This window comes from Kordia sp., assembly GCF_050633145.1.
In the GTDB taxonomy this organism is placed as follows: Bacteria; Bacteroidota; Bacteroidia; order Flavobacteriales; family Flavobacteriaceae; genus Kordia.
The window spans coordinates 46,565-69,943 of record NZ_JBOEFY010000001.1; the positions used below are offsets into that span (position 1 = coordinate 46,565).

Sequence of the window (23,379 nt, forward strand, 5' to 3'; positions counted from 1 at the left end):
GTAATTGGTTAATTTATTTGTTGTAGAATAAGGTTATAAAGCCGTGGATTAAATCGAGTTTAAACATGTTTTTCCTGTTTTCGTCAGTATCTTTTCCACGTGTAAACATCTTTTGCTTCCTTCCTTCCTTGTTAGGTTGCATAATGATTTTTGCTTTACCATCTTTTAAAATTGCATTGTGTCCCACAGCTTCCATATAATATTTTTGATCTTGATCGATATACATTTTGATATCTGAATACTCACACATCATCGTAATTAACTTAAAATCATTAGTCAAATTGTAGAAGAAGAAATCACTCTTAAAATCCTTGAATTGTAAATTCTTTCCAGCCTTTCCAACACTGATTTTTGAAAACTCAGTATTCATCAATAGATTTTCAATTTCCCCAAACAAGCCAAATGTGACGTTTCTAAAATAATACGTTCCTCCTACTAACTTCTTTACTCTTACAGATCCGTTCATAAACTGAATACTATTCCCTTCATTATTCAATTCATCAGCAGTCAATTCAACGTTTTGAAAAGTCCCTTGTATTCTATTCTTAAAAGTTCCATCAAAATCAACTTGTGCTTGACTAGCATTGATATCTAACGCCAAATAATTAGGAATATACACTTCATATTTAGATCGAATCCTTAAAATACCTTTGTGCTTACTTTTATCAACATCTTTTAAAGGGATACTATCATGTTCAAAGATAATATGACCTTCCATAGCATTAAAACCATCATAGCTTTTCGATATTTCTTTATTAATATCTTTTACGGTACGATATCGATTCGGTTCTTTTTTATCTGAAAATAAATTGTCAATACTAATTTTTCCGCCTGAAATTTGATACGACAATCTTCCTATAGAAGTTTGAGAAACATTTTGGATTTGTAAATAATTCATATCACCCATCGATGCTTCTACTTGAGATGACATAATAATTCCATCTAAAGTTTTCTTTACTTCTTCCTTTGAAAAATTTTTAAAATCGACAGTAAAATCTACTTTTACTTCATCTCTGTCCCATGTTTTAAACGTTACATCAATATTCTGCGTTTCAAATAACAACTTGGTATTCTTATCAACCGAAAAGGTTTTTTGATACGTTTTTTTTGATTGTGCTATCAGTCCAAACGAACCAATTAAAAATAGCACAAGGGTTTTATATATTTTGTTGTTCATCTTTCAATCTTTTTAAATGTTGTTGAATTTCCTGCAAAAGTGTCAATCGCATTTGCAAGTTCTTAATCATCTTCTCTAGCGCAGTCAAACTGTTTTTTTCTACTAAAAATGCTTGCTTTAACTCTTGATACGACGCATCTAGGTTTTCCAAGCGTTCTTTGTACTTTTTGACCAAACCAGCATCTGTCGCAGTAAGTTGAAACGATTCCCATTCGGAAGCAATATTATGTAAATACTTATCTTCTATGGACTTCATTTCGGCAAATAAAGACGATTCTTTTACTTCTTCTCCGCTATAATTGCTGTATACAAAAGCTCCAATTCCTATAAGCAATACACATGCTGCAGCAATAGCACGCCAATAGTTAAACGGTTTGTTAGAAGTTGAAATCGTATTTGTAGCTGATAATTTTTCTAAAAATTCAGCGCGATGTCCTTTAGGTAATTTTGGAGTTTCCAAAGAAGCATCATTTTCGTTTACTATATCTTTAATATTATTCATAATGATATTTTATGTTTAAAAAGATCATGTATTGTTTTCTTTAATTTTGTTTTTCCGCGCATCAATTGTGTGCGTGACGTTCGAACAGGAATTTCTAAAATTTCAGATATTTCTTGATGATCGTATCCTTCTATCAAATACAATTGCAATACGTATTTGTATTTATTTGGTAAGTTTTCAATGACTTGAAGAATTTCTTGTTTTGTCAATTCAATAGTAACTTCCCAAGAATCATCATCATCAATAATTGTCATCGTCTGATCATTCATTTCTTCATATACCAATGATCGTTTCTTTAATGTATCTATACATTGATTGATAACAATTCGTTTCAGCCAAGCACCAAAAGTGACTTCTCCTTTATATTGTGACAATCGTGTAAATGCTTTTAAAAATGCTTCTTGCATAACGTCTTTCGCATCTTCCCTATTGGAAATATAACGACAGGTTACAACGTACATCGCATCAGCATATAAATCGTAGAGCTTCATTTGTGCTTTCCGATTTCCTTGCATACATTTTTTTAAGATTCCTAAATGCTGTTGGCTCATTCGTTTTGTTTGTGTTCTATTGTAAAGACGACATTATTTTTGGAGCGTTTCATTTTTAAAAAAATTCTTTTGTTTTTTTAGACTTCTTAGATTGTGAGACTTGTGCTGCGCTTGAGAAAAAATGAAAGTTAGCGGTCTTTTGTAGGTTGCTTGCGTTAGGGTTAAAGTTCGCAAAAAAGGACAACCCTGAGGAGAGATCCATAGGATTATCTGAGTACTCACATAACACGTAATTAATTATTTACCTTCTTGACAACAGTATTTATTCTTTTACATTTCCATTTGACAATTCCGCAGTTTTTTCTAAAATTCCGTTTTCATTGAAATAGAAAGTTGGTCCACTACCTCTTCCTTTTTTGGTTTGACCAATTCTTCTTATAGTTCCATTTTCGTGAAAATCAATATTTTGACTATCATGAAAAATGTCAGCATTTCTAAATGATTTGATGACGCCATTTTCGTAAAATTCAATTAAAACGCCATTCCGTTTTCCATTGTTATTTTCAAATAAATATTTTGGTCGAAAGTTATCATTAAGAATGAGTCCGAAACCGCCTAAGGAATCATTTTGATAATGTTGAAATCCAATGATATTTTGGTTGTTATCAAACCAAAGCTTATTTCCTGTTTTAATCCCGTTCACGGTTGGTATTATATATTCTTTTGTCCCATCAGAGCGGTACTTGACAATCGAATCAATTTTCTCGATTTGTGTTGATTCAGATAAATCAGTTAATTCGTTTTTTACTTCTTTCGATGTACTATTGCAACTAATTAAAATTTGAAGAATAAGAATACATAAAATAGTTTTTCTCATATTGTGTCAATGAATAGATATAAAGGTTTTCTTTTATTTCTGCTATAATCAAACCTATTTTCTCTTGATGATTTGGTCATTTCTTAAAACTACAATTTTCTTGTACAACGTCAAAATCATCCAAAAAAGTTTTAAATATATCTCAAAACGTCAGTTCAAGTGAAATTTGGAAATAATTAAAAATTAAGCAATCTTCAATTGTTTAATCTTTCAATCAAAAAGCAAAAGAAATTTTAAAAAAAAGATTGCTTTCGCTGTTAGGCTCGTTCCGCAGAATTGACGCCTCTTTTCATTAAAAAGCAAATTTCACCTAATATAATACTTCGGATTAATTTAATTCATAATTCTGAATTGTGAATTCAGAATTAATTAAAAATATATCGTAATTTCGTTTTATAGATAAAGACAGTACACAAGACTTGAATTCAAAACCAACACATACCTCTGCATTGCATGAAAAAGACGGTGTTTCACAACCCGATTTTATCAGCAAATCTTCGGTGGCTTCTATCAAGAAAAATAGACGGAAACAACCTTCTGTAGATGAATTGGTTACTGGAATTTTAAATCAGGATAAAGTCGCGCTAAGTCGTGCTATTACTTTGATAGAAAGTAAAAGCACCAAACACCTGGCGAAAGCAACGGAACTTATTGAAAAGTGTTTACCACATGCCAATAATTCTATTCGTATGGGAATTACAGGTGTCCCTGGTGTGGGAAAAAGCACATTTATTGAAGCGTTTGGGAAGCACTTAACAGCTTTGGGCAAAAAAGTAGCTGTGTTAGCCGTGGATCCAAGTAGCTCTATTTCTAGCGGAAGTATTTTAGGTGACAAAACACGTATGGAAGATTTGGTAAAGGACGAAAACGCATTCATTCGTCCATCTGCTTCTGGCGATTCTCTTGGCGGTGTAGCACGAAAAACCCGCGAAACTATTATTTTATGTGAAGCCTGTGGTTTTGATACGATTATTATTGAAACTGTTGGTGTTGGACAAAGCGAAACTGCTGTACACAGTATGGTCGATTTCTTTTTATTGTTGAAATTGGCTGGTGCCGGAGACGAATTGCAAGGAATTAAACGTGGAATTATTGAAATGGCAGACGCAATTGTGATTAATAAAGCGGATGGCGATAACGTAAAGCGTGCGCAAATGGCACGAACGGAATTTAAGCGTGCATTGCACTTATATCCACAGAAAGCGTCTGAATGGCTTCCTAAAGTTGTGACAGCTTCTGCATTAAAGCAAGATGGAATTGACGATGTTTGGCAAATGATTGAGGCATTCCGCGAAAGCACAAAAGCAAACGATTATTTTGAAACGCATAGAAAGCAACAAAACCGTTTTTGGCTTTTACAAACTATTGAAGAACGCCTGAAACATAATTTCTACACGAATCCGAATGTAAAAAAAGAATTGGATACCTACTTAGAAGCTACTGAAAATAGTACTATTTCTCCATTTAATGCAGCGCAACAGTTATTAAAATTATTGAATTCTTAAATGTTTTAAGCATAAAAAAAGCGAACCGAAGTTCGCTTATAAATCCACATAAGTGTAGCTTAAAAATAGATGTTTATACTAACAATTTGTGTTAATTGAACAATCCATAGAGCAATCGCCAGCAACGCTATGTCCACAATTCAATTGATTGGATGGTGCAGTTGTATGCTCGCAGTCCAAATGAGCTTCAGAACCGCCACCGCCTCCGCAATGTGTATTTTGTGAACCAAGACATTCTTCTAATGTACCAAAAATTGGACAGCATACATCAATAAAGTTTTGACTGATTGTAATTCTTTCAAAGCCACCTTTTGTATGACTCAGGCTTGAAATTGACTTTTTGTTCAGACTTAATGATTTTAAATTCTTTTTTTTCATAATAATAAATTTCATGTTAAACATTGTAAATATAATTTTGAAAATCAGGAATTTAAAGGAAGAATAGTCGGTTTTTTAAAAAAGCGTGTATAAAAAAAAGTTTATTAAAAACGATGTTAAATCGCTCATAATCTTCACTTTAAACACATCACATGTTTACCATTTAGAAAACAATAAATCTAGCAAAAAACAAAATTATTTGCTATTATTTTCAATCATTGATAAGAGATCGAAATTGTAAAAAAACGTGTTGTTATAAATGAAAAAAACGAACCGAAGTTCGCTTAGTATTATCAAACTAATTTTGTGCTATTATATCTCACCATTTTAAACTGTATGGCGTTTTGTATCTGTATCATCATTATTCAATTCATAATAAGAATGTTACTCTTGTTTTATATACTTTTCACTACAAGCTTCAATGCAAGGATGATAGATTATTAAATTTCTTTCATTTGATATTTCAAAATTGATGGTTAAAGGAGCAGCATTGGCACATTCCGGAACATCAATAACTCCTGTAACAGTTGAATAGGTTCCACTACTAGCTTCCGGTTCAGTTATTACTAACATATTACAAAGTGAATAGTTTGATGTAATTTCTCCGTTAGCACTAAAGGTTAGCGTTTTATCACTTGTAATTGCAATGTATTCTCCACTTCCATCTCCAGGATCTGCAAGATATTCTATCAGTTTCCAATTTCCAACAAGTGAGACTTCTTCAGGTGTTGAGCTGTTATCATCATTATTGCAAGAAATAAAAAGTGCTGCTAAGACTAAAAGTAAAAGTAAATTTTTCATGGTTTTAATGTTTTTTGGTGAACTCTCCTACTTTGTAGATGTAGTAAATAACATTTGGTTGCGTGCAAATAAAAAAAGCTGTGTACATGACATACACAGCTTTTGATACTATTTTTTACAGCTCACAATCCCAAACAGTATGGCATTCTGTGTCTGTACAATCTCTTTCGGTTGCACAATCACAAATGGAATTATCTGTCCACCATGACCCAGTTCCTCCATTTAATTGATTTTCGCGTAAACTTGAGATTGATTTTTTGTTTAATTCTAATGATTTCAACTTTCTTTTTTTCATGATATAAGTATTTTGGTTAAATAATAAAATTAGTGAATTGATTCTGTGGTATATACTGAATCAATCCTTTAATATGATACTGTAATTCATCAAATTTTATACCAAAAAAAGTAATACAATTTATACTTGATTTGTAGTGTAATAATTATTTAAGTTATCTAATTGATATTATTCTTATAAAAGTTCACTCAATAAAATAGATCGTTCACTCATTCTCTATTTTTAAATTCAATTATTACTCTTAAATTACAGTATAATTAAGAAAACAACCATTTTGAAAAAGATAATTTTACCAATTTTATTATTAATTTCTTTTCTACAACTTAGCTGTAATCAAACTAGTGCAGATACTAAAAAGCCACTTTCAGATACCGAAGAAAAAGAATCACGCGCTAACAATTTAAAGGATTGGACTTATCATATTACCTACGATGTTGAAAAAACTACAGATTCTATACAACCTATCGCAGAGATTGAATTTAAAAGAACTAAAGTTATTGAAGATAAAAAGCGTGAGAGCATTCATATAAAAGAATGGCTACCTTCTATGGAATTTAATATATATAAGATTCAAGATTTACAATTTTGCAAACAGAAATCTGATTTTGCAAAAAGAGCTTCAAGTTGTTCATCACCAAATCAAGGAGGTGATTTAATTGTAGTCCAAAATTTTGTTTTATTAAATTACTCTGTATGCACAAACTGTATTAGTTTTGATGATGAAATGGATTATTGCAGGCCTTTTATTAAAGAGATTTTATCCGATTTAAATCTGAACAATAGTAGTACGCTAAAAGATTTAAAGAAAGCTATTGATAAAAAAATCAAATAGTCAAACTAGCTTTGCTACGCATATTTCTTGATCAAAAAACTCCGTAGTTTATAAATCATTGTTCCATAAATAACACCCACAATCATTCCTGTGAGTACATCACCTGGGAAGTGTACACCAATATAAATTCGGCTATAGCCAACAAATGCTGCCCAAATTAATAGAAAAGGAAAAATATATTTGAAATGCTTTCGCAAGATCAGACCTATAAAAACAGCTAAAGCCATAGCATTGGAAGCATGACCTGAGAAATAGCCATAAGCGCCACCACAGCCATCTTTTACCAAGCGCATGTGATCTACCAAATCAGGTGTATAACAAGGTCTTGAACGTAAAAAGAGTGTTTTCTTAAACAGATTTGCGGTCTGATCAGTAATCGTAATCAACAATGCAACTAAGACCAACGTAAAGATAATCTCTTTCTTTTTGTTTGTTTTTAGGATCAGAATCAACAAGAATGCATACAACGGAATGGCGTAATATTTGTTCGTGATAAACATCCAAAAACCATCCCAAGTTGGCGTTCCGAGTCCATTTAAGAATAGAAATACTTCTTTGTCAAAGTTTATTAGTTGATCGATCATAATAGCCAGAATTAATTTGAGGTTGCCCGAAAAGTATTCAAAAGAAATTTATATTATATGTTGGCAAACTAAAGCAAATTTTAAATCTCGATTATCGAGGTTAATCTTCGTAACGAGACAATTCGCGATCGTAAAAGTCGTTTGCCGATTGAAATAAGTTTTCGGCTTCCGCAGATAGTTCTTTTTCATCTTCCTTATCGAATTCTTCCAACCATTCTACTTCATCATTTTCTAGGTTGATAATGAATCTAGGGAATTCTGTATGCACGATAAAAATCGCATTTGGATAATCGGTATTATCGCCTAATAAAAATTTAGGAAGCTCCATGAGTTGTTTGCTTATTAATAAGTTTTTTTGATAAATAATTAAATCTAATATACAATAATATTGCAGAAGTTGTCAATCCTGCCAACAAACCAATCCAGATACCAGTACTTTTGTATTCTGTGTATAATCCGAGATAGTATGAGATTGGAAAACCAACAATCCAATAGGCAAAAAACGTGATTAATGTTGGAATTTTCACATCTTGTAAACCGCGTAAAATCCCCAAACCAACCACTTGTATTCCATCAGAAAGTTGAAAGAATGCAGATACTAATAATAGTTTTCCCGCAATCATTATTACTTCTTGGTTGTCTACTAAATTGGTGACATCATTTTCATTTACATATAAGGTTGGAAACCAATTGTTAAATACCATAAACATGATGGCAAAAATGATATCGATAATTAATACTAGTAAAAATAATGACAATGCAATTCGGCGTAGTTCTGAAAAACGTTTCAAACCTTTCTGATTCCCCACACGAACCGTTGCTGCGACACTTAATCCCATGGCAACCATAAACGTCATCGATGATAAATTGAGTGCTATTTGATTTGCTGCTTGCGAGTTTTTCCCTAAAATACCTGACAACCAAATTGCTGCCGTGAAAATAGCCACTTCAAAAAGCATTTGTAATGACGATGGAAATCCTAAAGAAATGATCTTATTTAGTACTGATTTTTTTATTTCTCTAAAATTGAAATTCGTAACATAATTTTTAAACTTTTGCTTGTAACGTAATAATAACCAGATAAATATCAGCATTACTATACGTGAAACCAATGTTCCAATTGCAGCACCAATAATTCCCCATTTAGGAAAAATCCAAATTCCAAATATTAAGAAATAGTTGATAATGACATTGACTACATTTGCCAGCAACGTTGCCCACATAGCGTATTTTGTTTGTGATAAACCATCTGCAAATTGTTTAAACGCTTGAAACATTATCAATGGAATTAAAGAAGCAGCCACTAAGTTTAAATACGGCATTGCTAAGGCTACAACTTCATCGGGTTGTTTCATTTCATACATTAACGGTTTTGCGAGTATGACTCCCAAAAAAACGGCAATTCCGATAATGGTACAAAGTATTAAACCGTGTTTTAATGCTCCTTTTACTTTTGCTTTATCTCCTGCAGCATCTGCTTCTGCAACCAATGTCGTAATCGCAGTAGAAAATCCAATACCAAGTGACATTGCAATGAATATAAAACTATTTCCAAGTGATACAGCTGCCAACTCCGCAGTTCCTAATTGTCCTACCATGGCATTGTCTACAAAACTCACAAAGGTATGCCCTAACATACCTAAAATAATAGGCGATGCTAGTTTGAGGTTATACCTAAATTCTTTGGTGTAATTTTGTAAGATCACGGGTTCTTTTTTAACGTGGCAAATATAGAGCTCTTTTATGGTAAACGCTCATACTTTAGGGCGAATTTATCCTTTCCATTTTATAAATTGAAGACGCTGTTTTTTAAATCAGAAGTACAACTGTTTTTTTCCTACATAATCTACTTTTAAATTTGTATGTATAAATTATAGAGTGGCTTAATACAATATCGATTTATATTCAGATTATTAACTAAAAACTTAAAATTATGAAGAAAAACATTTTAAACATTAAAGGTGTTTCTGCAATTTCAAAAGAAGAGCAAAGTCAAATTAATGGTGGTGCAGGTTGGCCAGGTGGCGGTATATTCAGTTGTGGATGTGACTGTGCAGGACGCGTAACAGGACCAAAGTATTGTGAAGACCTAATTGCTTGCCCTCAAGTGTATACTTGTGGAGATGACATCTAATTAATATTTCATAAGTAAAAAAGGTGGTTCCTGAAAAACCTGTAAATAGAGTAAGGAATAATTAAATATTTAAATCATGAAAAACATTTTAAACATTAAAGGAATTTCTGCTATTTCGAAAGAAGAGCAAAGTCAAATTAATGGTGGAGCTGGATATGATTTATCTAAGTGCGGATGCGATTGTGCAGGACGTGTAACAGGACCAAAATATTGTCCTTGGTTTATGGCTTGTCCACAAATATATACATGTTAAAATAACATCTAACTTAAACAAATTAAAAATAAATGTAGTTATATCATAAGCAGACTATCATTTAGGGGAAAGAAAGGCTTCTGGTTTATATCTTGAAGCCTTTTCGAATATATACATACCTATTTACAAAACAAACTACTACAACTTTATACACAAAAGGGTAATTTCAAGGAAACCTATAAGTAAAGTAAAAACTAACTAAATATTTTTATCATGAAAAACATTTTAAACATTAAAGGAGCAACAAAAATTTCAAAAACAACACAAAGCCAAATCAATGGTGGAATAAGTCCAGGACCTGGAGGATATGATTTATCGAAATGCGGATGCGATTGTGCTGGACGCGTAACAGGACCTTTTTATTGCCAGTTTTCAATTGGTTGTTTGCAAGTATACACTTGTGATGATGCGCAAACATCTTAATTTTAGTAGTTATTAGGTTACTATAATCATTAAAAAAGGCTTCTTGTTTGGTTGCAAGAAGCCTTTAGAATAAAATATGCAATATGCATGATATCATGTTCCTGTTTCACAGTGAATATTGTATGAAGTAGATTGTGTTGCACCTCCTTTTGGTGTGCGCGATTCATCGGCTACACAATCCATTCCTGTTGCGCCTCCTTTTGCAACAATTCTAAAAGAATTTATTTTGGCTACATTTATTTTAGTAAGTGCTAATAGTTTTCGCTTCGCTTTCATTGTAAGTATATTTATTAGTTTTATTCAAGATACGCAACTACCTGTTATGAATATCATATAAAGTATTGCCATTTTATAAATTGAACAGACTTTTTTATCGGATCTTTTTTAGGTAAGTAGACGGGTTTTCACCAGTTTTAGCTTTAAATGCTCGTGAAAATGAACCGTGACTTTTATAACCGACTTCTTTGGCTATTGCTTTAATAGTGTACATACGAAATTTCTTATCTTCCTCTAATCGAGTGAGCGTATATTGAATGCGAAGATTGTTCAAATACTCTGTAAATGTCATCTTTTTATGCGTATTCAAAATCGTTGACAAATACGTTGTATTGGTTTCTATTTTTTTGGCGGTTGCATATAAATTATACTTTGGGTTTAAGTAGAATTCTTGCGCTTCTAAGTTTTTTAATTTAAGAAGAATTTCATCAACTGTTTTATCACTTTTTATCGACGTTTGTGATGGTGCTTTTTCTTTTTTAGGAGCAATTACTTCCGTAGATTTTTCTATTGTTGTATCTATAGTTTTCTTGTTGAATTGTCTATAAAGCAACAATCCAAACACACTAATCACAGTAATTGCAATACTTAGGAAAATGTAGAAACGTTTTTCATCTTTTTGATGTTGTGTTTCAAACTTGTTTTTAATTTTTTCAATTTCGTATTGCGTAGCAGTTTGAAACACCGTTGCTTTGTTTTCGTTTGCTAAAATTTCTTTCTGTATTTCTGCGGACTTTTGTCTATAGCTAGATTCTTTCTCAAATTGTTTAGTGCTTTTGTATATGTTTGCTTGCAACACTAAAGCGTCATAATAATCGGTTTCTAATAGCAAATTTTTAGTATTTCGTACTTCTAAATCACTTAGTAAATTCAATGCTTGCGTAGCTTCTCCGTTTTGAAAGTGATAATCTGCCAACAAATACATGATTTTAGAAACTTGCTTTTCATTCCCTAACTCTGTAAAAATTTCTTTAGATGCTGTTAAATTTGTGTACGCTTCAGGAAAAATTCTTTGTGCAGTTCGGTTTTTACCTTTTAATTCAAATAAGTATGCTTTTCCTTCAATATCCTTATAATAATTGGCAATAATAATTCCTTTATCAATGTATGACATTGCAGAATCGAGCATTTTTTCAGCTTGATATGCTTTTGCTAAAAACATGTGATAGTTGATGTAATCTTCCACATAATTGATAGAATCTTTCGCAATTAAATCCTTCGTTTCTATTGTAGTAATGGCTTCTTTAAAACTTTGCTTGGCTTCTTGAAAATTGTTCAATTCCAAACTCAAAATTCCCATATTACCATTTATATTGATCAATTGCATGGTACGATCGTTTCGCTGTGCTACATCATACACGTCTAACAATATTTCTCCCGCTTTGTATTTGTTTCCAAGTTCAATTTCGGTGGTTGCTATAGCTATTTTTGTTTGCACATACCGTGCGCTGTCAGCATCTTTAGCTATATGTTGCAAGGCTTTATCATATTCTGACATGGCATCTTTGTAAATACCTCTACTTTGGTAAAATTCACCTAAATAAAAATGGGCTCTATAGGTATGTACAGAATCATTAAAAGTAGTTGCCTTGTGATAATATTCCATACGAAGCTGCATCATCGTATCTGTTTCAATTCCTTGATACTTTAATACGGTTTGCTCTGCTTCATTCAATATTTTTTCAATATCAGCATTCGTGCCAGATTGCGAAGTAGAATCCGCACAAGCGTATATTAAAAAAAACACAAGACAATATTGAAAAAAACGGTTCATAACGATCATTTATATCCTTGGGAAAATATACTTTTTTAAAAAAAATGACAAAGCATTCTGTTTACTTTTTTCAAAAACCTAAAAAAACATTCTTAACAGACATCTAATTTGAAGCTAAAACAGGCTCTTTATAAGTACTTTAACTTGGTTTAAGAGACTCAGAATACATTATAACGTGTAGATAGAGTTATCAGGGATCAAGCTGTTAGAACTAACAAAGATCAATTCAACTATTATTAATATAATTTAATAAAAAAACGATATTTAAATACATCTTAAATATCGCTTTTTTTATTGTTTTGGTTTAATGTACTTTGAGTTGTAATGATTTGTAATTGCAATATGAATACACTTTGAATTACTGGCTAACCAATAACTAGCAACTAAAAATTAACAACCAAGAATTTTATTTTGTTAAAAAAGAAACCACGTTCTCCTCTATTCTATCTAAAATATTGGAAACATCTGCTTTTTCAAACGTATCGCCTGTAATGTTTTCGTATAATTCAATATAACGATCGGAAACAGAGTCAATATATTCATCACTCATAAAAGGAACTTTTTGCCCTTCTAAACCTTGAAAATCATTGCTGATTAACCATTGACGCACAAATTCTTTCGATAATTGCTTCTGAGGTTCTTGCTTTGCTTGCAATTCCTCATACGTATCTGCATAGAAATAACGAGAAGAATCTGGTGTATGGATTTCGTCAATCAAAACGATTTTACCATCTTTCGTTTTTCCGAATTCGTATTTGGTATCAACCAGAATCAAACCGCGTTCTTTAGCAATTTTTGTTCCTTCTTCAAATAATAAACGAGTATAATTTTCCAGCTGAATATAATCTTCTTCAGAAACAATTCCTTTAGCTAAAATATCTTCACGAGAAATATCTTCGTCATGTTCGCCCATTTCTGCTTTGGTTGCAGGTGTAATAATTGGTGAAGGAAATTTATCGTTTTCTACCATTCCTTCTGGCATTGCAACGCCACATAACATGCGTTTTCCTGCTTTGTATTCACGTGCAGCATGACCAGACATATAGCCACGAATCACCATTTCTACTTTAAAAGGTTCGCAATTATGACCAATAGCAACATTTGGATCTGGTGTTGCAATCAACCAATTTGGCACCAAATGCTCAGTAGCTTTCATCATTTTTGTCGCAATCTGATTCAGGATTTGTCCTTTAAACGGAATTCCTTTCGGCATTACTACATCAAAAGCAGACAAACGATCGGATGCAATCATTACCAAAAGATCATCGTTAATTGTATATACTTCGCGTACTTTCCCTGTGTACTTTGCAGTTTGATTCGGAAAGTTAAAATTCGTTTCCGTAATTGTGTTACTCATTGTTTTATGTAGTTGTTTGTTGTGTGTTGTTGGTTGTTAGGTTTTGGTCGCTTTGCTTTTTGGGTTTTGTTGATTTGTTTACTTTAGTAACAAATGCTTCATTTTAAAATCATAGTACTTCTCGATACTATTTTTTTTCATTTTATTACAAAAAATCACTCGAAGTGATGTTTAGCTATTTTATTTGAAACTTCTCAATACTAAATACTAACATCTCAATACTAATATCAGTTCTGATGCTCAATACTCTTATACGCTTCAATTACTTTCTTTACCAATCGGTGACGCACGACATCTTTATCGTCTAAATATATAATTCCAATTCCTTTGATGTCTTTTAATACCAATAAGGCTTCTTTTAAACCAGAAGTAACACGTCTTGGTAAATCTATTTGTCCAGGATCACCTGTCAGCATAAACTTTGCATTTTTCCCCATACGCGTCAAAAACATTTTCATTTGCGCATGTGTTGTATTTTGAGCTTCATCCAAAATTACAAAAGCATTATCTAGCGTTCGTCCACGCATAAACGCCATTGGCGCAATTTGAATGGTTCCATCTTCAATATATTTGGCTAATTTTTCTGGCGGAATCATATCACGTAACGCATCGTACAATGGTTGCATATACGGATCTAACTTTTCTTTTAAATCACCAGGTAAAAAACCTAAACTTTCGCCAGCCTCTACCGCAGGACGCGTTAAAATAATACGTCTTACTTCTTTATTCTTTAAAGCTCTCACTGCTAAAGCGACTCCTGTATATGTTTTTCCTGTTCCGGCTGGACCAATAGCAAAAACCATATCATTCTTATTCATCTTATCGACCAACTTGCGTTGATTGGCAGTAATAGCTTTGATTAATTTACCATTATGACCATGCACTAAAGTTTCGCCACTAGAAGCAGAAGTATCATAATCTTTAGAACTTTCACTTGTCAATACACGTTCAATGACATTTTCGTCAATTTTGTTGTACTTACTAAAATGCTCCATAAGCATGGTTAATCGCTTATCAAACTCTTCTAGTAGAGCTTCATCTCCGTATGCTTTTATCTTATTTCCTCTCGCTACAATTTTAAGTTTTGGGAAGTATTTTTTTAGCGATTCTATGTTGGTATTTTGTTGACCAAAAAACTCTCTAGGACTGATCTCAGAAAGTTCAAAAATAATTTCATTCAAAAGCGACTCGTATTAAAGATTAGATTTCCGTTTTGTTTTTTTAGATTTGCAAAGCAAACTTACCATTTTTTAATAGATTAAATTTAAAAAAATATCAACAATTCGCCAATGGCAATTATAACACTGACAACTGATTTTGGGGAGAAAGACCATTTTGTGGGCGCAGTTAAAGGAGCTATTTATAGTGAACTACCCGATGTTCGCATTGTTGATATCTCGCACAGCGTAAATCCGTTTAGCATTACGGAAGCTTCGTATATCATACAAAATGCGTTTAATAGCTTTCCAAAAGGCAGTATTCATATTATCGGAATTGATTCTGAGTTGAATCCCGAAAATAAACATATTGCACTCAAATTAGATGGTCATTTTTTCGTTTGTGCCGATAACGGAATCATGAGTTTAATTGCTTCTGAGATTGTTCCTGAAAAGATTGTAGAAATAAATATTCACGATCGTATTGAAACAAATTTCCCTGTATTGGACGTATTTGTTCAAGTTGCTTGTCATATTGCACGCGGTGGAACACTAGAAGTTATTGGAAAAACGATTCAAGAAATTAAATATTTAACAGGCATCAAACCTGTTGTAAATAACGATGATTCGCAAATTATTGGAAATGTAATTTATATTGACAATTACGGAAATGTAGTGACCAATATTACTCGAAAACTCTTTAAAGATGTTGGAAAAGGACGGAATTTTGAGATTTCGGCACGTAATTACAAGTTTAAAACCATTCACGAGTGCTATAGCGATGCTATTAATTTTAATTTAGAAAGACACAAACGTGAAGAAGATGGTAAAAAGCTAGCACTATTTAATTCGGCAAACTTTATAGAGTTGGCCATTTACAAAAGTAATCCGCAAACGGTTGGAAGTGCTTCTACCCTTTTCGGCTTGCGATTTAGAGATACTATAACGATTAATTTTATATAGTTTATGTTTGTACGCATAGTAAAGATGAGTTTTCACTCAAAATACATTCCTGATTTTTTGGCGATGTTTGAAGAAAAAAAACAGTCAATCAAAGATCGTGAAGGATGTGAGTTTTTAGAGTTGTATCAGGATAAAAACAATCCTGAAATTTTCTTTACGTATAGTCATTGGAAACACGTAGATAATTTGGAAGCGTATCGAAATTCTGAATTATTTAAAAATGTGTGGAAGCAAACCAAAGCCATGTTTAACGACAAACCATATGCGTGGAGTGTTGATAAATTAGTGAGTTTATCCTAAATTAAAAATACTAGAACTAAGAACCAAACGTTACATTCATAGATTCTAAAAAACATAGTAAGCAATACATGTTAAGATCATTATATTACAGCTTATCGCCCAAACAACGATTACTACTGAGAAAAGTAGTATATGCGCCTATTGATCTTTTTAGAAAACGCCACGAACTCGAACCTCCTAAAGGATATGTATACACAGGTCCTGGAAATTATATAGAAATAGGGAAACTTTTCTTTGCCTATTTTAAAGACTACGGACACATTCAACCAAACAGTCGAATTTTGGATATAGGTTCAGGAATTGGTCGTATGGCAATTCCGTTTACAACGTTTTTAAATGAAGAAGGAAGCTACAAAGGTTTTGATGTGGTAGCTCAAGGTGTCGATTGGTGTACGGAACATATTACGAGTAAATATCCAAACTTTGTCTTTACGCATACGCCGCTAAAAAATGATTTATACAATTTAAATACGAATGAAGAAGCCAAAGATTTTACGTTTCCGTATGAAGCTTCAAGTTTCGATTTTGCCTTCTTAACATCTGTGTTTACACACATGATGCCTGAAGATGTATTGCATTATTTAGCAGAAATTAATCGTGTGTTAGACACGGAAAAAATATGTTTGACAACCTTCTTTATTTTGGATGAAACGTCTCGCAAACACATGACATCAAGCAAAATGAACTTTAAAGTAGATCGTGGCAATTATGCTTTGATGGACGAAAAAGTAAAAGAAGCCAATGTTGCTTTTGACAAAGACTATATTTTTGCACAATTTGAAGCTAAAGGCTTTGAAATTGCCAACTATTTTCCAGGCGAATGGTCAGGAAGAACTGAAAACACCTTATCATATCAAGATATAATTGTATTAAAAAAGAACTAAATGTTAGCCATACTCAGAAAAGAAATCAATTCCTTTTTTTCCTCCTCTATAGGATATTTGGTGATTGCCTTATTTTTAATTCTCAACGGATTATTTTTATGGTTTTTTAAAAGTGAATTCAATGTTTTTAATTACGGATTCGCAGACTTAACACCATTTTTCACCTTAGCACCTTGGATTCTTATCTTTTTAATTCCTGCCATTACTATGCGTAGCTTTTCGGAAGAAAAACGTTTGGGAACGCTTGAATTATTATTGACAAAACCAATTTCTGGTTGGCAAATTGTACTTGGAAAATACTTTGGATCGTTTGTATTGATCTTACTTGCGCTAATTCCGACACTTTTATACGTCTATACAGTTTGGAGTCTAGGAAATCCTGAAGGGAATTTGGATGTTGGTAGTACGCTTGGCTCTTACTTCGGATTACTATTCTTAATTGCTGCCTACACAAGTATTGGTGTATTTACATCGACGCTTTCGCAAAATCAAATTGTAGCGTTTATCGCAGCCGTTTTTATCTGTTTTGTGATGTATTTTGGCTTTGAAGGAATCGCGAATGCGGATGTTTTCGGAGACCTGAATCCTACGATTGAAAAATTTGGAATGAAACGCCACTTTGATAGCATTGCGCGCGGTGTCATTGATACAAGAGATGTTATTTACTTTGTAAGTGTCACCATTTTCTTTTTATTCTTAACTGTAGTACAACTAAAAAAACGATAAGCTTGAAAAAAGAACTCCATATAAGCGTTAAAATAGGTTTGGTCCTTATCGGATTAATCATTCTAAACGCCATTGCAAGTAGCGTATTTACACGTTTTGACTTAACACAAGACAAACGCTACACCTTATCTGAAGCTGCTAAAAACACCGTTACAACTATAAAATCTCCTGTAACAATTACCGTTTTTTTAAAAGGTGATTTACCAACAGAATACAAACGTTTGGCAGACGAAACTGTGCAATTATTGGAAGAGTTTTCAGCATACAATGATCATATAGAGTATGCTTTTGTTGATCCGATCAAAGATAATGCGATTGAGTTTTTGACAAAAAATGAAATGCAACCTAGATACATTACAGAAGAAGCTGCCAATAAAGTATCACGAGAAGTCGCATATCCATGGGCAATTGTACAATACGAAAATAAAACTGTCAAGGTTTCTCTTTACAAAAACAATTTAGCAAATTCTGATGAAGAAAAAATAGCAAGTTCGGTTCAGCATTTAGAATATGCATTTGCAGATGCATTTAGTAAATTAACCATCATAGAAAGGCAAAGAGTCGCTATTTTAAGAGGTCATGGAGAATTAGATGATATTTATATTTACGGTTTTCAGAAAGCACTTGTAGAATATTATAACTTGGCTGCTTTTGACATGACAGCCTTTTCAGATGATCCTGAAAGAACATTAAAGAATTTAGAACGTTTTGACTTAGTGGTCGTTCCCAAACCAACAAAGAAATTTTCAGATCAAGATAAATACATTTTAGATCAATATACCATGCGCGGTGGAAAGTCGTTATGGTTGGTAGAAACAGCACAAGCAGAATTGGATAGTATCCGTCAAAAAGGAAAAACATTAGCATTCCCAAGGGATTTAGGTTTACAAGATTTCTTTTTTAACTACGGAATCCGCGTCAATCCTAAGTTAGTAAATGATATTCAATGTGCAGCTATCGGAATGGAATTTGGAGAAGGAAACAATGCGCAGTATTTACCTGTACAATGGCGTTACAATCCATTAGCACAAGCTACTGAAAAGCACCCAATAACAGACAATACCAACTTAGTACGCTTTGAGTTTGCCAATCAAATTGATCTTTTAAAAAAAGGGCCTAAAAAAACAGTGTTACTTAAAAGTTCTCCGCTATCAAAATTGGAAGGTATTCCAAAAGAAGTTTCACTTAATATCATAGAAAACGAACCAACACCTGATACTTATCAAGGAAAAGGCAATCAAAATTTAGCCGTTTTATTGGAAGGTACGTTTGAATCCATGTATAAAAATCGGATCAAACCATTTGAATTAACAGACGCTAAAAATCAAGGTGAATCAAAAATGTTAGTAATTGCCGATGGCGATGTTGTTAAAAATCAAGTTTCGCGCGGACAACCTCAAGAGTTGGGTTACGATATCATTACAAAACGTCAATATGGGAACAAAGAATTCCTGTTAAATTCGGTAAATTACCTCTTAGACAACAACGGACTTATAAACATTCGTTCCAAAGAATTAAAATTAGCATTCCTAGATAGTGAGAAAGTAATTGATGAAAAAGCATACTGGCAATGGATAAACATTGGCTTTCCTCTTGCCCTGCTCGCAATTTTCGGCTTTATTTTTACATATATACGCAAGCGTAAATTTGCGAAGTAGTTTGTTAATAAGTTTCCTTTCTTTACAACGACATTTAAGATATATTTGTAGGAATATAACAATGTGATTCTTTTCGCATGAATTTAGCGCTTAAAAGCTATGTAATTTGACTGGGAAGAATTATTTTTGAACATTAAATAGAACACAAACACATGAAATTTATTGTATCAAGTACATATTTATTAAAGCAACTTCAAGTTTTAGGAGGCGTGATTAATAATAGTAACACTTTACCTATTTTAGACAATTTCCTTTTTCAATTGAACGAAAATGAATTGAAAGTATCTGCTTCCGATTTAGAAACTACGATGTCGTCAGTTTTAACGGTAGAATCAGACAGTACGGGAAATATTGCAGTTCCTGCAAAGTTATTATTAGATACTTTAAAAACATTTCCAGAGCAACCATTAACGTTTGTTGTGGAAGATAATAATACGGTTGAAATTAGCTCTAATCACGGTAAATATGCATTAGCGTATGCAGATGGAGACGAGTTTCCTGCTTCTGTAGAATTGAAAGAGCCAAGTTCAACAACTATTGACGGACATGTATTGGCAACTGCAATTAGCAAAACAATATTTGCTTCTGGAAACGATGATTTACGTCCTGTAATGAGTGGTGTATTTTTCCAGTTTTCACCAGAAAATTTAACGTTTGTTGCAACTGATGCACACAAATTGGTAAAATACCAACGTACAGACTTAAGCGCTTCGCAAGTAGCAGAATTTATCATGCCAAAGAAACCGTTGAACCTTTTGAAAGGAATTTTAGGCGGAAGCGAAGATGAAGTATTGATTGAGTATAACGATAGCAATGCAAAGTTTACGTTTGATAATACAGTATTGGTTTGTCGTTTGATTGATGGAAAATATCCTAACTACGAAGCGGTAATTCCAAAAGAGAACCCAAATAAATTAGAGATTAACAGAAATCAGTTTTTAAACTCTGTGCGTCGTGTGAGTATCTTTTCAAACAAAACAACACATCAAATTCGTTTGAAAATTGCTGGTGCAGAATTGAATATTTCTGCCGAAGATATCGATTACTCAAACAAAGCCGAAGAGCGTTTAACATGTGATTACCAAGGTGACGACATGCAAATTGGCTTCAATTCACGTTTCTTAACTGAAATGATTAACAACTTAGGTTCGGACGATGTTTCCTTAGAAATGTCTTTACCAAACAGAGCTGGAATCCTTACACCAATTGATGGTTTGGAAGAAGGCGAACACATTACGATGTTGGTAATGCCAGTGATGTTGAACAATTAGATGCTGGGTCGCTTCGCTTTTAGCTATTAGCCTTTGGGCGTTAGTGTAAACTCATTTCTTAATTAAAATATATAAAATCCGTTATGCAAATTGTGTAACGGATTTCTCTTTTGTATGAAGATTAAAAACACAACTACTTTCATGGTAATTTTATAAGTTATAGAAAACATTTGTCACTTTTGTCACTAAGTTTTAACAGATTTTCGTGTTATTTTAGAAGCGATACTATGTCATAGTACAAAACGTTATTCACATTATTTGTAAGTTTGCAGCCTATGAAATACTGCTGTATATTTTTAGTCTCACTTTTTACCACTATCTCTTTTTCGCAAGAAATAGACAGCACATTGGTGCAACTGGAAGAAAAATTAACAAATACAACTTCCGACACTGAAAAAATAAAAGCGATGCTTACGCTCGGCGAATATGAGTTGGATCATAATTTTAGCAGAGCTGAATATATCATTACGGAAGCCTTTAATTTATCTCAAAAAAACAAAGGAGCTATTACAGATCATTATAAAGCTTTAATTCAAATTCAATTAGGTGTATTAAAACGCAGAAAAAGTGAACATGCAGAAGCCATCAAACATTACCTAAATGCATTGGTCTTTTTTGAAAAAGAAAAAGATACGGCAAACATAGCCGATGTGTATCATAATATAGGAACCGTTCATAAGTTTCAAAAAGATTTTACGGCATCGTTTTCTAATTATAACAAAGCTTTAAAACTCAATACAGCAATCAATAATAAAGAAGGAATTGCGCTGGTATTACTCATGAAAGGAAGTAATTATAGAGCACTAGAAAAGCTTGATTCTGCCGAGATTTATTATAAAAAATGTAAAGATATATTTGTAAACATTACTGATAGTAAAGGCTTACAACAAGTCAATAATTTTTTAGTACGACTTTATCTAAAAATGAATAAAGTTGACGAAGCTCTACAACTGAATCAAAGTAATATTGCGATTGCAAAAAAGAACAATGAGAAGTTAAACTTGGTGACGAATTACATAAAGGCATCAGATATTTACTATAAAGAGAAAGAATATAGAATTGCAGGAAAATATATAGATTCTGCTTTAAAACTTTCTAAAAAAGAAGGGTTCAAAGACAGAATTGCATTTGCTTATGGCAAGAAAAGTAGACTATGGTATAAATTAGAAAATTATAAATCGGCTTATTTTTCACACCGAAAATACAAAAGCTATTCCGATTCATTATATAATATAGATAATACAAAGAAGATTCAGGAATTAGAATTAAAGTTTAAATTCCAACAAGAAAAAAGAGAAGTACAATTATTGGCCGATAACGAATCTGCTAAGAAAAAGATATACCTTGTTCTTTTTATAATCACACTAATACTAAGTGCCATTATTGCATTTTTAGTCAAAAGAGATTTTAAATATAAAAAACGCCTACTCCAATTAGAAAATAAAGCTTTATTACAAGAAAAAGAACGAATTACCAAAGCCTTCAATCAATTACAAAATAGTACAAATGCTGAAGAACGTATCAAAGCAAAGCAAGAAATACTAAAACTTAAAATTCTTACGGATGACGATTGGTTGCACTTTAAAGAAAAATTTGAACTGCTCTACCCTAGTTTTCTAAATCTTTTAAAAGACAGTAATTTTCAATTTACAAAATCTGAAACCCGATTGCTCATTCTCAAAAAATTAGACTTAGAAACCAAAGAAATTGCGAATATGACAGGAGTTTCAAACGATAGTGTATTAAAAACACAATATAGACTTCGAAAAAAACTATCGCTCGATAAAAATATTGACGTAATCCACTTTTTAGAGCAATCTACCTAAAAGTCAATCACTTACTGATAATTGTCCAGTTTTTGTCTAGTGATCATTCTTAAAGATACGCACTGTTTTTCGTAGTGTTGTAGTATAAACGCTACCGCATGAAAAACATATATTATATCCTTTTTATAATTTCATTGATACTAGGTGTTAGTATTGTTTTATTTCTAAAGTATAAAAAACGACTGCTTGAATTAGAAAACAAAATCTTATTAAGAGAAAAAGAACAAATTACGAAGGCTTTCAATAATTTAAAGAGTACTACAAGTGCAGAAGAACGCATAAAACTAAAGCAGGAAATCTTAAAATTAAAAATTCTTATTGATGATAATTGGAGTCTTTTTAAAGATAAATTTGAGTTACTCCATCCCAATTTTTTAACTCTCTTAAAAACATCTGATTTCCATTTTACTAAATCTGAAGTACGATTTTTAGTTTTAAAGAAATTAGGGCTAGAAACTAAAGAGATTGCCAATATGATTGGTGTTTCAAATGATAGTGTATTAAAAACGCAATACAGACTTCGAAAAAAGTTATCCATTGATAAAACTATCGATATTATTAACTTTTTAGAGTAAATAAATTTTTGACTAAGAAATACTAAAAATGGTGTTCTATAATCCATCGAAATAAGTAATTTTAGGCTATGAAAAAAGTCTTATTTGTTTTTATGCTGTATGTTTCTTTTACAGCTACTTCTCAAGAAATAGATACTACATTAGTACGATTACAAGAAAAACTACATAGTACTACATCAGATTCTATAAAAGTAGAAACATTACTAGACTTAGGAAAATATCAATTTGGACGTGATAATTATAGTGCCGAAGATTACCTGCGAAAAGCCATTGATTTTATAGAAAACGAAGCGTATTCCTCCAATCATCAATTGGCAGTAGCCTACAGAGTTTTAGGCGCTGTAGAACGAAGAAAAGGAA

28 protein-coding genes are annotated in these 23,379 nt (G+C 32.3%); 14 read left to right on the top strand and 14 right to left on the bottom strand.

From position 1 onward, the window contains the following. Window positions 1-13 precede the first annotated feature (13 nt). The 4 genes from ACRBBL_RS00255 to ACRBBL_RS00270 all read right to left on the bottom strand — a co-directional run bounded on the left by ACRBBL_RS00255 (window position 14) and on the right by ACRBBL_RS00270 (window position 3,047). The gene (locus tag ACRBBL_RS00255; RefSeq protein ID WP_431367032.1) at window positions 14-1,177 is read right to left on the bottom strand and encodes a hypothetical protein; all 1,164 of its coding nucleotides are present in this window, start codon (window positions 1,175-1,177) and stop codon (window positions 14-16) included. Further along, window positions 1,158-1,679 carry a hypothetical protein gene (locus ACRBBL_RS00260; protein ID WP_431367033.1) on the bottom strand — a complete coding sequence of 174 codons (522 nt, stop codon included), beginning with the start codon at window positions 1,677-1,679 and terminating at the stop codon, window positions 1,158-1,160. Before ACRBBL_RS00260 ends, ACRBBL_RS00255 begins: the two co-directional genes overlap by 20 nt. After that, the gene (locus ACRBBL_RS00265; RefSeq protein ID WP_431367034.1) at window positions 1,676-2,230 is read right to left on the bottom strand and encodes an RNA polymerase sigma factor; all 555 of its coding nucleotides are present in this window, start codon (window positions 2,228-2,230) and stop codon (window positions 1,676-1,678) included. Before ACRBBL_RS00265 ends, ACRBBL_RS00260 begins: the two co-directional genes overlap by 4 nt. A gap of 262 nt (window positions 2,231-2,492) precedes the next feature. Then, complete coding sequence (locus tag ACRBBL_RS00270; RefSeq protein WP_431367035.1) at window positions 2,493-3,047, bottom strand: hypothetical protein; 555 nt, start codon at window positions 3,045-3,047, stop codon at window positions 2,493-2,495. Window positions 3,048-3,466: 419 nt separating this feature from the next. Between ACRBBL_RS00270 and meaB the strand changes: the two genes are divergently transcribed. Beyond that, window positions 3,467-4,552: a methylmalonyl Co-A mutase-associated GTPase MeaB gene (gene meaB, locus ACRBBL_RS00275; protein WP_431367036.1), complete on the top strand. Its 1,086-nt coding sequence runs from the start codon at window positions 3,467-3,469 to the stop codon at window positions 4,550-4,552. A 78-nt stretch (window positions 4,553-4,630) separates the two neighbouring features. On the opposite strand, the gene ACRBBL_RS00280 is transcribed toward meaB, so the two are convergent. The 3 genes from ACRBBL_RS00280 to ACRBBL_RS00290 all read right to left on the bottom strand — a co-directional run bounded on the left by ACRBBL_RS00280 (window position 4,631) and on the right by ACRBBL_RS00290 (window position 6,026). Beyond that, window positions 4,631-4,930 (bottom strand): hypothetical protein, encoded by a 300-nt coding sequence (locus ACRBBL_RS00280; protein ID WP_431367037.1) that lies wholly within the window; start codon window positions 4,928-4,930, stop codon window positions 4,631-4,633. Window positions 4,931-5,314: 384 nt separating this feature from the next. Then, on the bottom strand, window positions 5,315-5,731 hold the full coding sequence (locus tag ACRBBL_RS00285; RefSeq protein WP_431367038.1) for a hypothetical protein: 417 nt from the start codon (window positions 5,729-5,731) through the stop codon (window positions 5,315-5,317). Window positions 5,732-5,846: 115 nt separating this feature from the next. Then, window positions 5,847-6,026 (bottom strand): hypothetical protein, encoded by a 180-nt coding sequence (locus ACRBBL_RS00290; RefSeq protein WP_431367039.1) that lies wholly within the window; start codon window positions 6,024-6,026, stop codon window positions 5,847-5,849. 274 nt (window positions 6,027-6,300) lie between these two features. Here ACRBBL_RS00290 and ACRBBL_RS00295 point away from each other — a divergent pair, with 274 nt between their 5' ends. Continuing rightward, the gene (locus ACRBBL_RS00295) at window positions 6,301-6,858 is read left to right on the top strand and encodes a hypothetical protein (RefSeq protein WP_431367040.1); all 558 of its coding nucleotides are present in this window, start codon (window positions 6,301-6,303) and stop codon (window positions 6,856-6,858) included. Between the two features lie 14 nt (window positions 6,859-6,872). Here ACRBBL_RS00295 and ACRBBL_RS00300 read toward each other — a convergent pair whose 3' ends face one another. From ACRBBL_RS00300 to ACRBBL_RS00310, 3 genes are all read right to left on the bottom strand, one after another. Beyond that, window positions 6,873-7,442 carry a phosphatase PAP2 family protein gene (locus ACRBBL_RS00300; RefSeq protein ID WP_431367041.1) on the bottom strand — a complete coding sequence of 190 codons (570 nt, stop codon included), beginning with the start codon at window positions 7,440-7,442 and terminating at the stop codon, window positions 6,873-6,875. Between the two features lie 100 nt (window positions 7,443-7,542). Beyond that, on the bottom strand, window positions 7,543-7,770 hold the full coding sequence (locus tag ACRBBL_RS00305; RefSeq protein ID WP_431367042.1) for a hypothetical protein: 228 nt from the start codon (window positions 7,768-7,770) through the stop codon (window positions 7,543-7,545). After that, complete coding sequence (locus ACRBBL_RS00310) at window positions 7,757-9,148, bottom strand: MATE family efflux transporter (protein ID WP_431367043.1); 1,392 nt, start codon at window positions 9,146-9,148, stop codon at window positions 7,757-7,759. The genes ACRBBL_RS00305 and ACRBBL_RS00310 overlap by 14 nt, the downstream gene beginning before the upstream one ends. A gap of 227 nt (window positions 9,149-9,375) precedes the next feature. On the opposite strand from ACRBBL_RS00310, the gene ACRBBL_RS00315 reads away from it, so the two are divergent. The 3 genes from ACRBBL_RS00315 to ACRBBL_RS00325 all read left to right on the top strand — a co-directional run bounded on the left by ACRBBL_RS00315 (window position 9,376) and on the right by ACRBBL_RS00325 (window position 10,252). After that, complete coding sequence (locus ACRBBL_RS00315) at window positions 9,376-9,576, top strand: hypothetical protein (protein WP_431367044.1); 201 nt, start codon at window positions 9,376-9,378, stop codon at window positions 9,574-9,576. 76 nt (window positions 9,577-9,652) lie between these two features. Then, a complete protein-coding gene (locus ACRBBL_RS00320) occupies window positions 9,653-9,829 on the top strand; it encodes a hypothetical protein (protein WP_431367045.1) in 177 nt (58 codons plus the stop codon). A 213-nt stretch (window positions 9,830-10,042) separates the two neighbouring features. Next, on the top strand, window positions 10,043-10,252 hold the full coding sequence (locus ACRBBL_RS00325; RefSeq protein WP_431367046.1) for a hypothetical protein: 210 nt from the start codon (window positions 10,043-10,045) through the stop codon (window positions 10,250-10,252). A 93-nt stretch (window positions 10,253-10,345) separates the two neighbouring features. Here ACRBBL_RS00325 and ACRBBL_RS00330 read toward each other — a convergent pair whose 3' ends face one another. The 4 genes from ACRBBL_RS00330 to ACRBBL_RS00345 all read right to left on the bottom strand — a co-directional run bounded on the left by ACRBBL_RS00330 (window position 10,346) and on the right by ACRBBL_RS00345 (window position 14,840). Further along, window positions 10,346-10,528, bottom strand: coding sequence for a hypothetical protein (locus tag ACRBBL_RS00330; protein WP_431367047.1), 183 nt, complete (start codon window positions 10,526-10,528; stop codon window positions 10,346-10,348). Between the two features lie 94 nt (window positions 10,529-10,622). Further along, window positions 10,623-12,275: a helix-turn-helix domain-containing protein gene (locus ACRBBL_RS00335; protein WP_431367048.1), complete on the bottom strand. Its 1,653-nt coding sequence runs from the start codon at window positions 12,273-12,275 to the stop codon at window positions 10,623-10,625. 433 nt (window positions 12,276-12,708) lie between these two features. After that, window positions 12,709-13,659, bottom strand: coding sequence for a phosphoribosylaminoimidazolesuccinocarboxamide synthase (locus ACRBBL_RS00340; RefSeq protein WP_431367049.1), 951 nt, complete (start codon window positions 13,657-13,659; stop codon window positions 12,709-12,711). Between the two features lie 227 nt (window positions 13,660-13,886). After that, window positions 13,887-14,840, bottom strand: coding sequence for a PhoH family protein (locus tag ACRBBL_RS00345; protein ID WP_431367050.1), 954 nt, complete (start codon window positions 14,838-14,840; stop codon window positions 13,887-13,889). A gap of 108 nt (window positions 14,841-14,948) precedes the next feature. Between ACRBBL_RS00345 and ACRBBL_RS00350 the strand changes: the two genes are divergently transcribed. From ACRBBL_RS00350 to ACRBBL_RS00390, 9 genes are all read left to right on the top strand, one after another. After that, window positions 14,949-15,779, top strand: coding sequence for an SAM hydrolase/SAM-dependent halogenase family protein (locus ACRBBL_RS00350; protein ID WP_431367051.1), 831 nt, complete (start codon window positions 14,949-14,951; stop codon window positions 15,777-15,779). Window positions 15,780-15,782: 3 nt separating this feature from the next. Further along, a complete protein-coding gene (locus tag ACRBBL_RS00355) occupies window positions 15,783-16,079 on the top strand; it encodes a putative quinol monooxygenase (protein WP_405298988.1) in 297 nt (98 codons plus the stop codon). A 68-nt stretch (window positions 16,080-16,147) separates the two neighbouring features. Beyond that, on the top strand, window positions 16,148-16,963 hold the full coding sequence (locus tag ACRBBL_RS00360) for a class I SAM-dependent methyltransferase (protein WP_431367052.1): 816 nt from the start codon (window positions 16,148-16,150) through the stop codon (window positions 16,961-16,963). Further along, on the top strand, window positions 16,964-17,689 hold the full coding sequence (gene gldF / locus ACRBBL_RS00365) for a gliding motility-associated ABC transporter permease subunit GldF (RefSeq protein WP_431367053.1): 726 nt from the start codon (window positions 16,964-16,966) through the stop codon (window positions 17,687-17,689). It abuts the gene before it with no gap. A 2-nt stretch (window positions 17,690-17,691) separates the two neighbouring features. Further along, window positions 17,692-19,347 carry a gliding motility-associated ABC transporter substrate-binding protein GldG gene (gene gldG, locus ACRBBL_RS00370; RefSeq protein ID WP_431367054.1) on the top strand — a complete coding sequence of 552 codons (1,656 nt, stop codon included), beginning with the start codon at window positions 17,692-17,694 and terminating at the stop codon, window positions 19,345-19,347. 152 nt (window positions 19,348-19,499) lie between these two features. Further along, window positions 19,500-20,618, top strand: a complete 1,119-nt coding sequence (dnaN, locus tag ACRBBL_RS00375) for a DNA polymerase III subunit beta (RefSeq protein WP_431367055.1) — start codon at window positions 19,500-19,502, stop codon at window positions 20,616-20,618. Window positions 20,619-20,893: 275 nt separating this feature from the next. Continuing rightward, a complete protein-coding gene (locus ACRBBL_RS00380; protein ID WP_431367056.1) occupies window positions 20,894-22,444 on the top strand; it encodes a tetratricopeptide repeat protein in 1,551 nt (516 codons plus the stop codon). A 98-nt stretch (window positions 22,445-22,542) separates the two neighbouring features. Next, window positions 22,543-23,019 (top strand): helix-turn-helix transcriptional regulator, encoded by a 477-nt coding sequence (locus ACRBBL_RS00385; RefSeq protein WP_431367057.1) that lies wholly within the window; start codon window positions 22,543-22,545, stop codon window positions 23,017-23,019. A 68-nt stretch (window positions 23,020-23,087) separates the two neighbouring features. After that, a partial coding sequence (locus ACRBBL_RS00390; RefSeq protein ID WP_431367058.1) for a hypothetical protein occupies window positions 23,088-23,379 on the top strand: 292 nt, incomplete at its 3' end.

Bases quoted from the DNA above. Each gene is read 5' to 3' on its own strand.
- gldF (WP_431367053.1), top strand. From the start codon at position 16,964: ATGTTAGCCATACTCAGAAAAGAAATCAATTCCTTTTTTTCCTCCTCT.
- ACRBBL_RS00265 (WP_431367034.1), bottom strand. From the start codon at position 2,230: ATGAGCCAACAGCATTTAGGAATCTTAAAAAAATGTATGCAAGGAAAT.
- ACRBBL_RS00290 (WP_431367039.1), bottom strand. From the start codon at position 6,026: ATGAAAAAAAGAAAGTTGAAATCATTAGAATTAAACAAAAAATCAATC.
- ACRBBL_RS00315 (WP_431367044.1), top strand. From the start codon at position 9,376: ATGAAGAAAAACATTTTAAACATTAAAGGTGTTTCTGCAATTTCAAAA.
- ACRBBL_RS00300 (WP_431367041.1), bottom strand. From the start codon at position 7,442: ATGATCGATCAACTAATAAACTTTGACAAAGAAGTATTTCTATTCTTA.
- ACRBBL_RS00360 (WP_431367052.1), top strand. From the start codon at position 16,148: ATGTTAAGATCATTATATTACAGCTTATCGCCCAAACAACGATTACTA.
- ACRBBL_RS00340 (WP_431367049.1), bottom strand. From the start codon at position 13,659: ATGAGTAACACAATTACGGAAACGAATTTTAACTTTCCGAATCAAACT.
- ACRBBL_RS00320 (WP_431367045.1), top strand. From the start codon at position 9,653: ATGAAAAACATTTTAAACATTAAAGGAATTTCTGCTATTTCGAAAGAA.
- ACRBBL_RS00350 (WP_431367051.1), top strand. From the start codon at position 14,949: ATGGCAATTATAACACTGACAACTGATTTTGGGGAGAAAGACCATTTT.
- ACRBBL_RS00385 (WP_431367057.1), top strand. From the start codon at position 22,543: ATGAAAAACATATATTATATCCTTTTTATAATTTCATTGATACTAGGT.
- dnaN (WP_431367055.1), top strand. From the start codon at position 19,500: ATGAAATTTATTGTATCAAGTACATATTTATTAAAGCAACTTCAAGTT.
- ACRBBL_RS00280 (WP_431367037.1), bottom strand. From the start codon at position 4,930: ATGAAAAAAAAGAATTTAAAATCATTAAGTCTGAACAAAAAGTCAATT.
- ACRBBL_RS00325 (WP_431367046.1), top strand. From the start codon at position 10,043: ATGAAAAACATTTTAAACATTAAAGGAGCAACAAAAATTTCAAAAACA.
- ACRBBL_RS00330 (WP_431367047.1), bottom strand. From the start codon at position 10,528: ATGAAAGCGAAGCGAAAACTATTAGCACTTACTAAAATAAATGTAGCC.
- ACRBBL_RS00285 (WP_431367038.1), bottom strand. From the start codon at position 5,731: ATGAAAAATTTACTTTTACTTTTAGTCTTAGCAGCACTTTTTATTTCT.
- ACRBBL_RS00355 (WP_405298988.1), top strand. From the start codon at position 15,783: ATGTTTGTACGCATAGTAAAGATGAGTTTTCACTCAAAATACATTCCT.
- ACRBBL_RS00270 (WP_431367035.1), bottom strand. From the start codon at position 3,047: ATGAGAAAAACTATTTTATGTATTCTTATTCTTCAAATTTTAATTAGT.
- ACRBBL_RS00305 (WP_431367042.1), bottom strand. From the start codon at position 7,770: ATGGAGCTTCCTAAATTTTTATTAGGCGATAATACCGATTATCCAAAT.
- ACRBBL_RS00260 (WP_431367033.1), bottom strand. From the start codon at position 1,679: ATGAATAATATTAAAGATATAGTAAACGAAAATGATGCTTCTTTGGAA.
- ACRBBL_RS00255 (WP_431367032.1), bottom strand. From the start codon at position 1,177: ATGAACAACAAAATATATAAAACCCTTGTGCTATTTTTAATTGGTTCG.
- ACRBBL_RS00380 (WP_431367056.1), top strand. From the start codon at position 20,894: ATGAAATACTGCTGTATATTTTTAGTCTCACTTTTTACCACTATCTCT.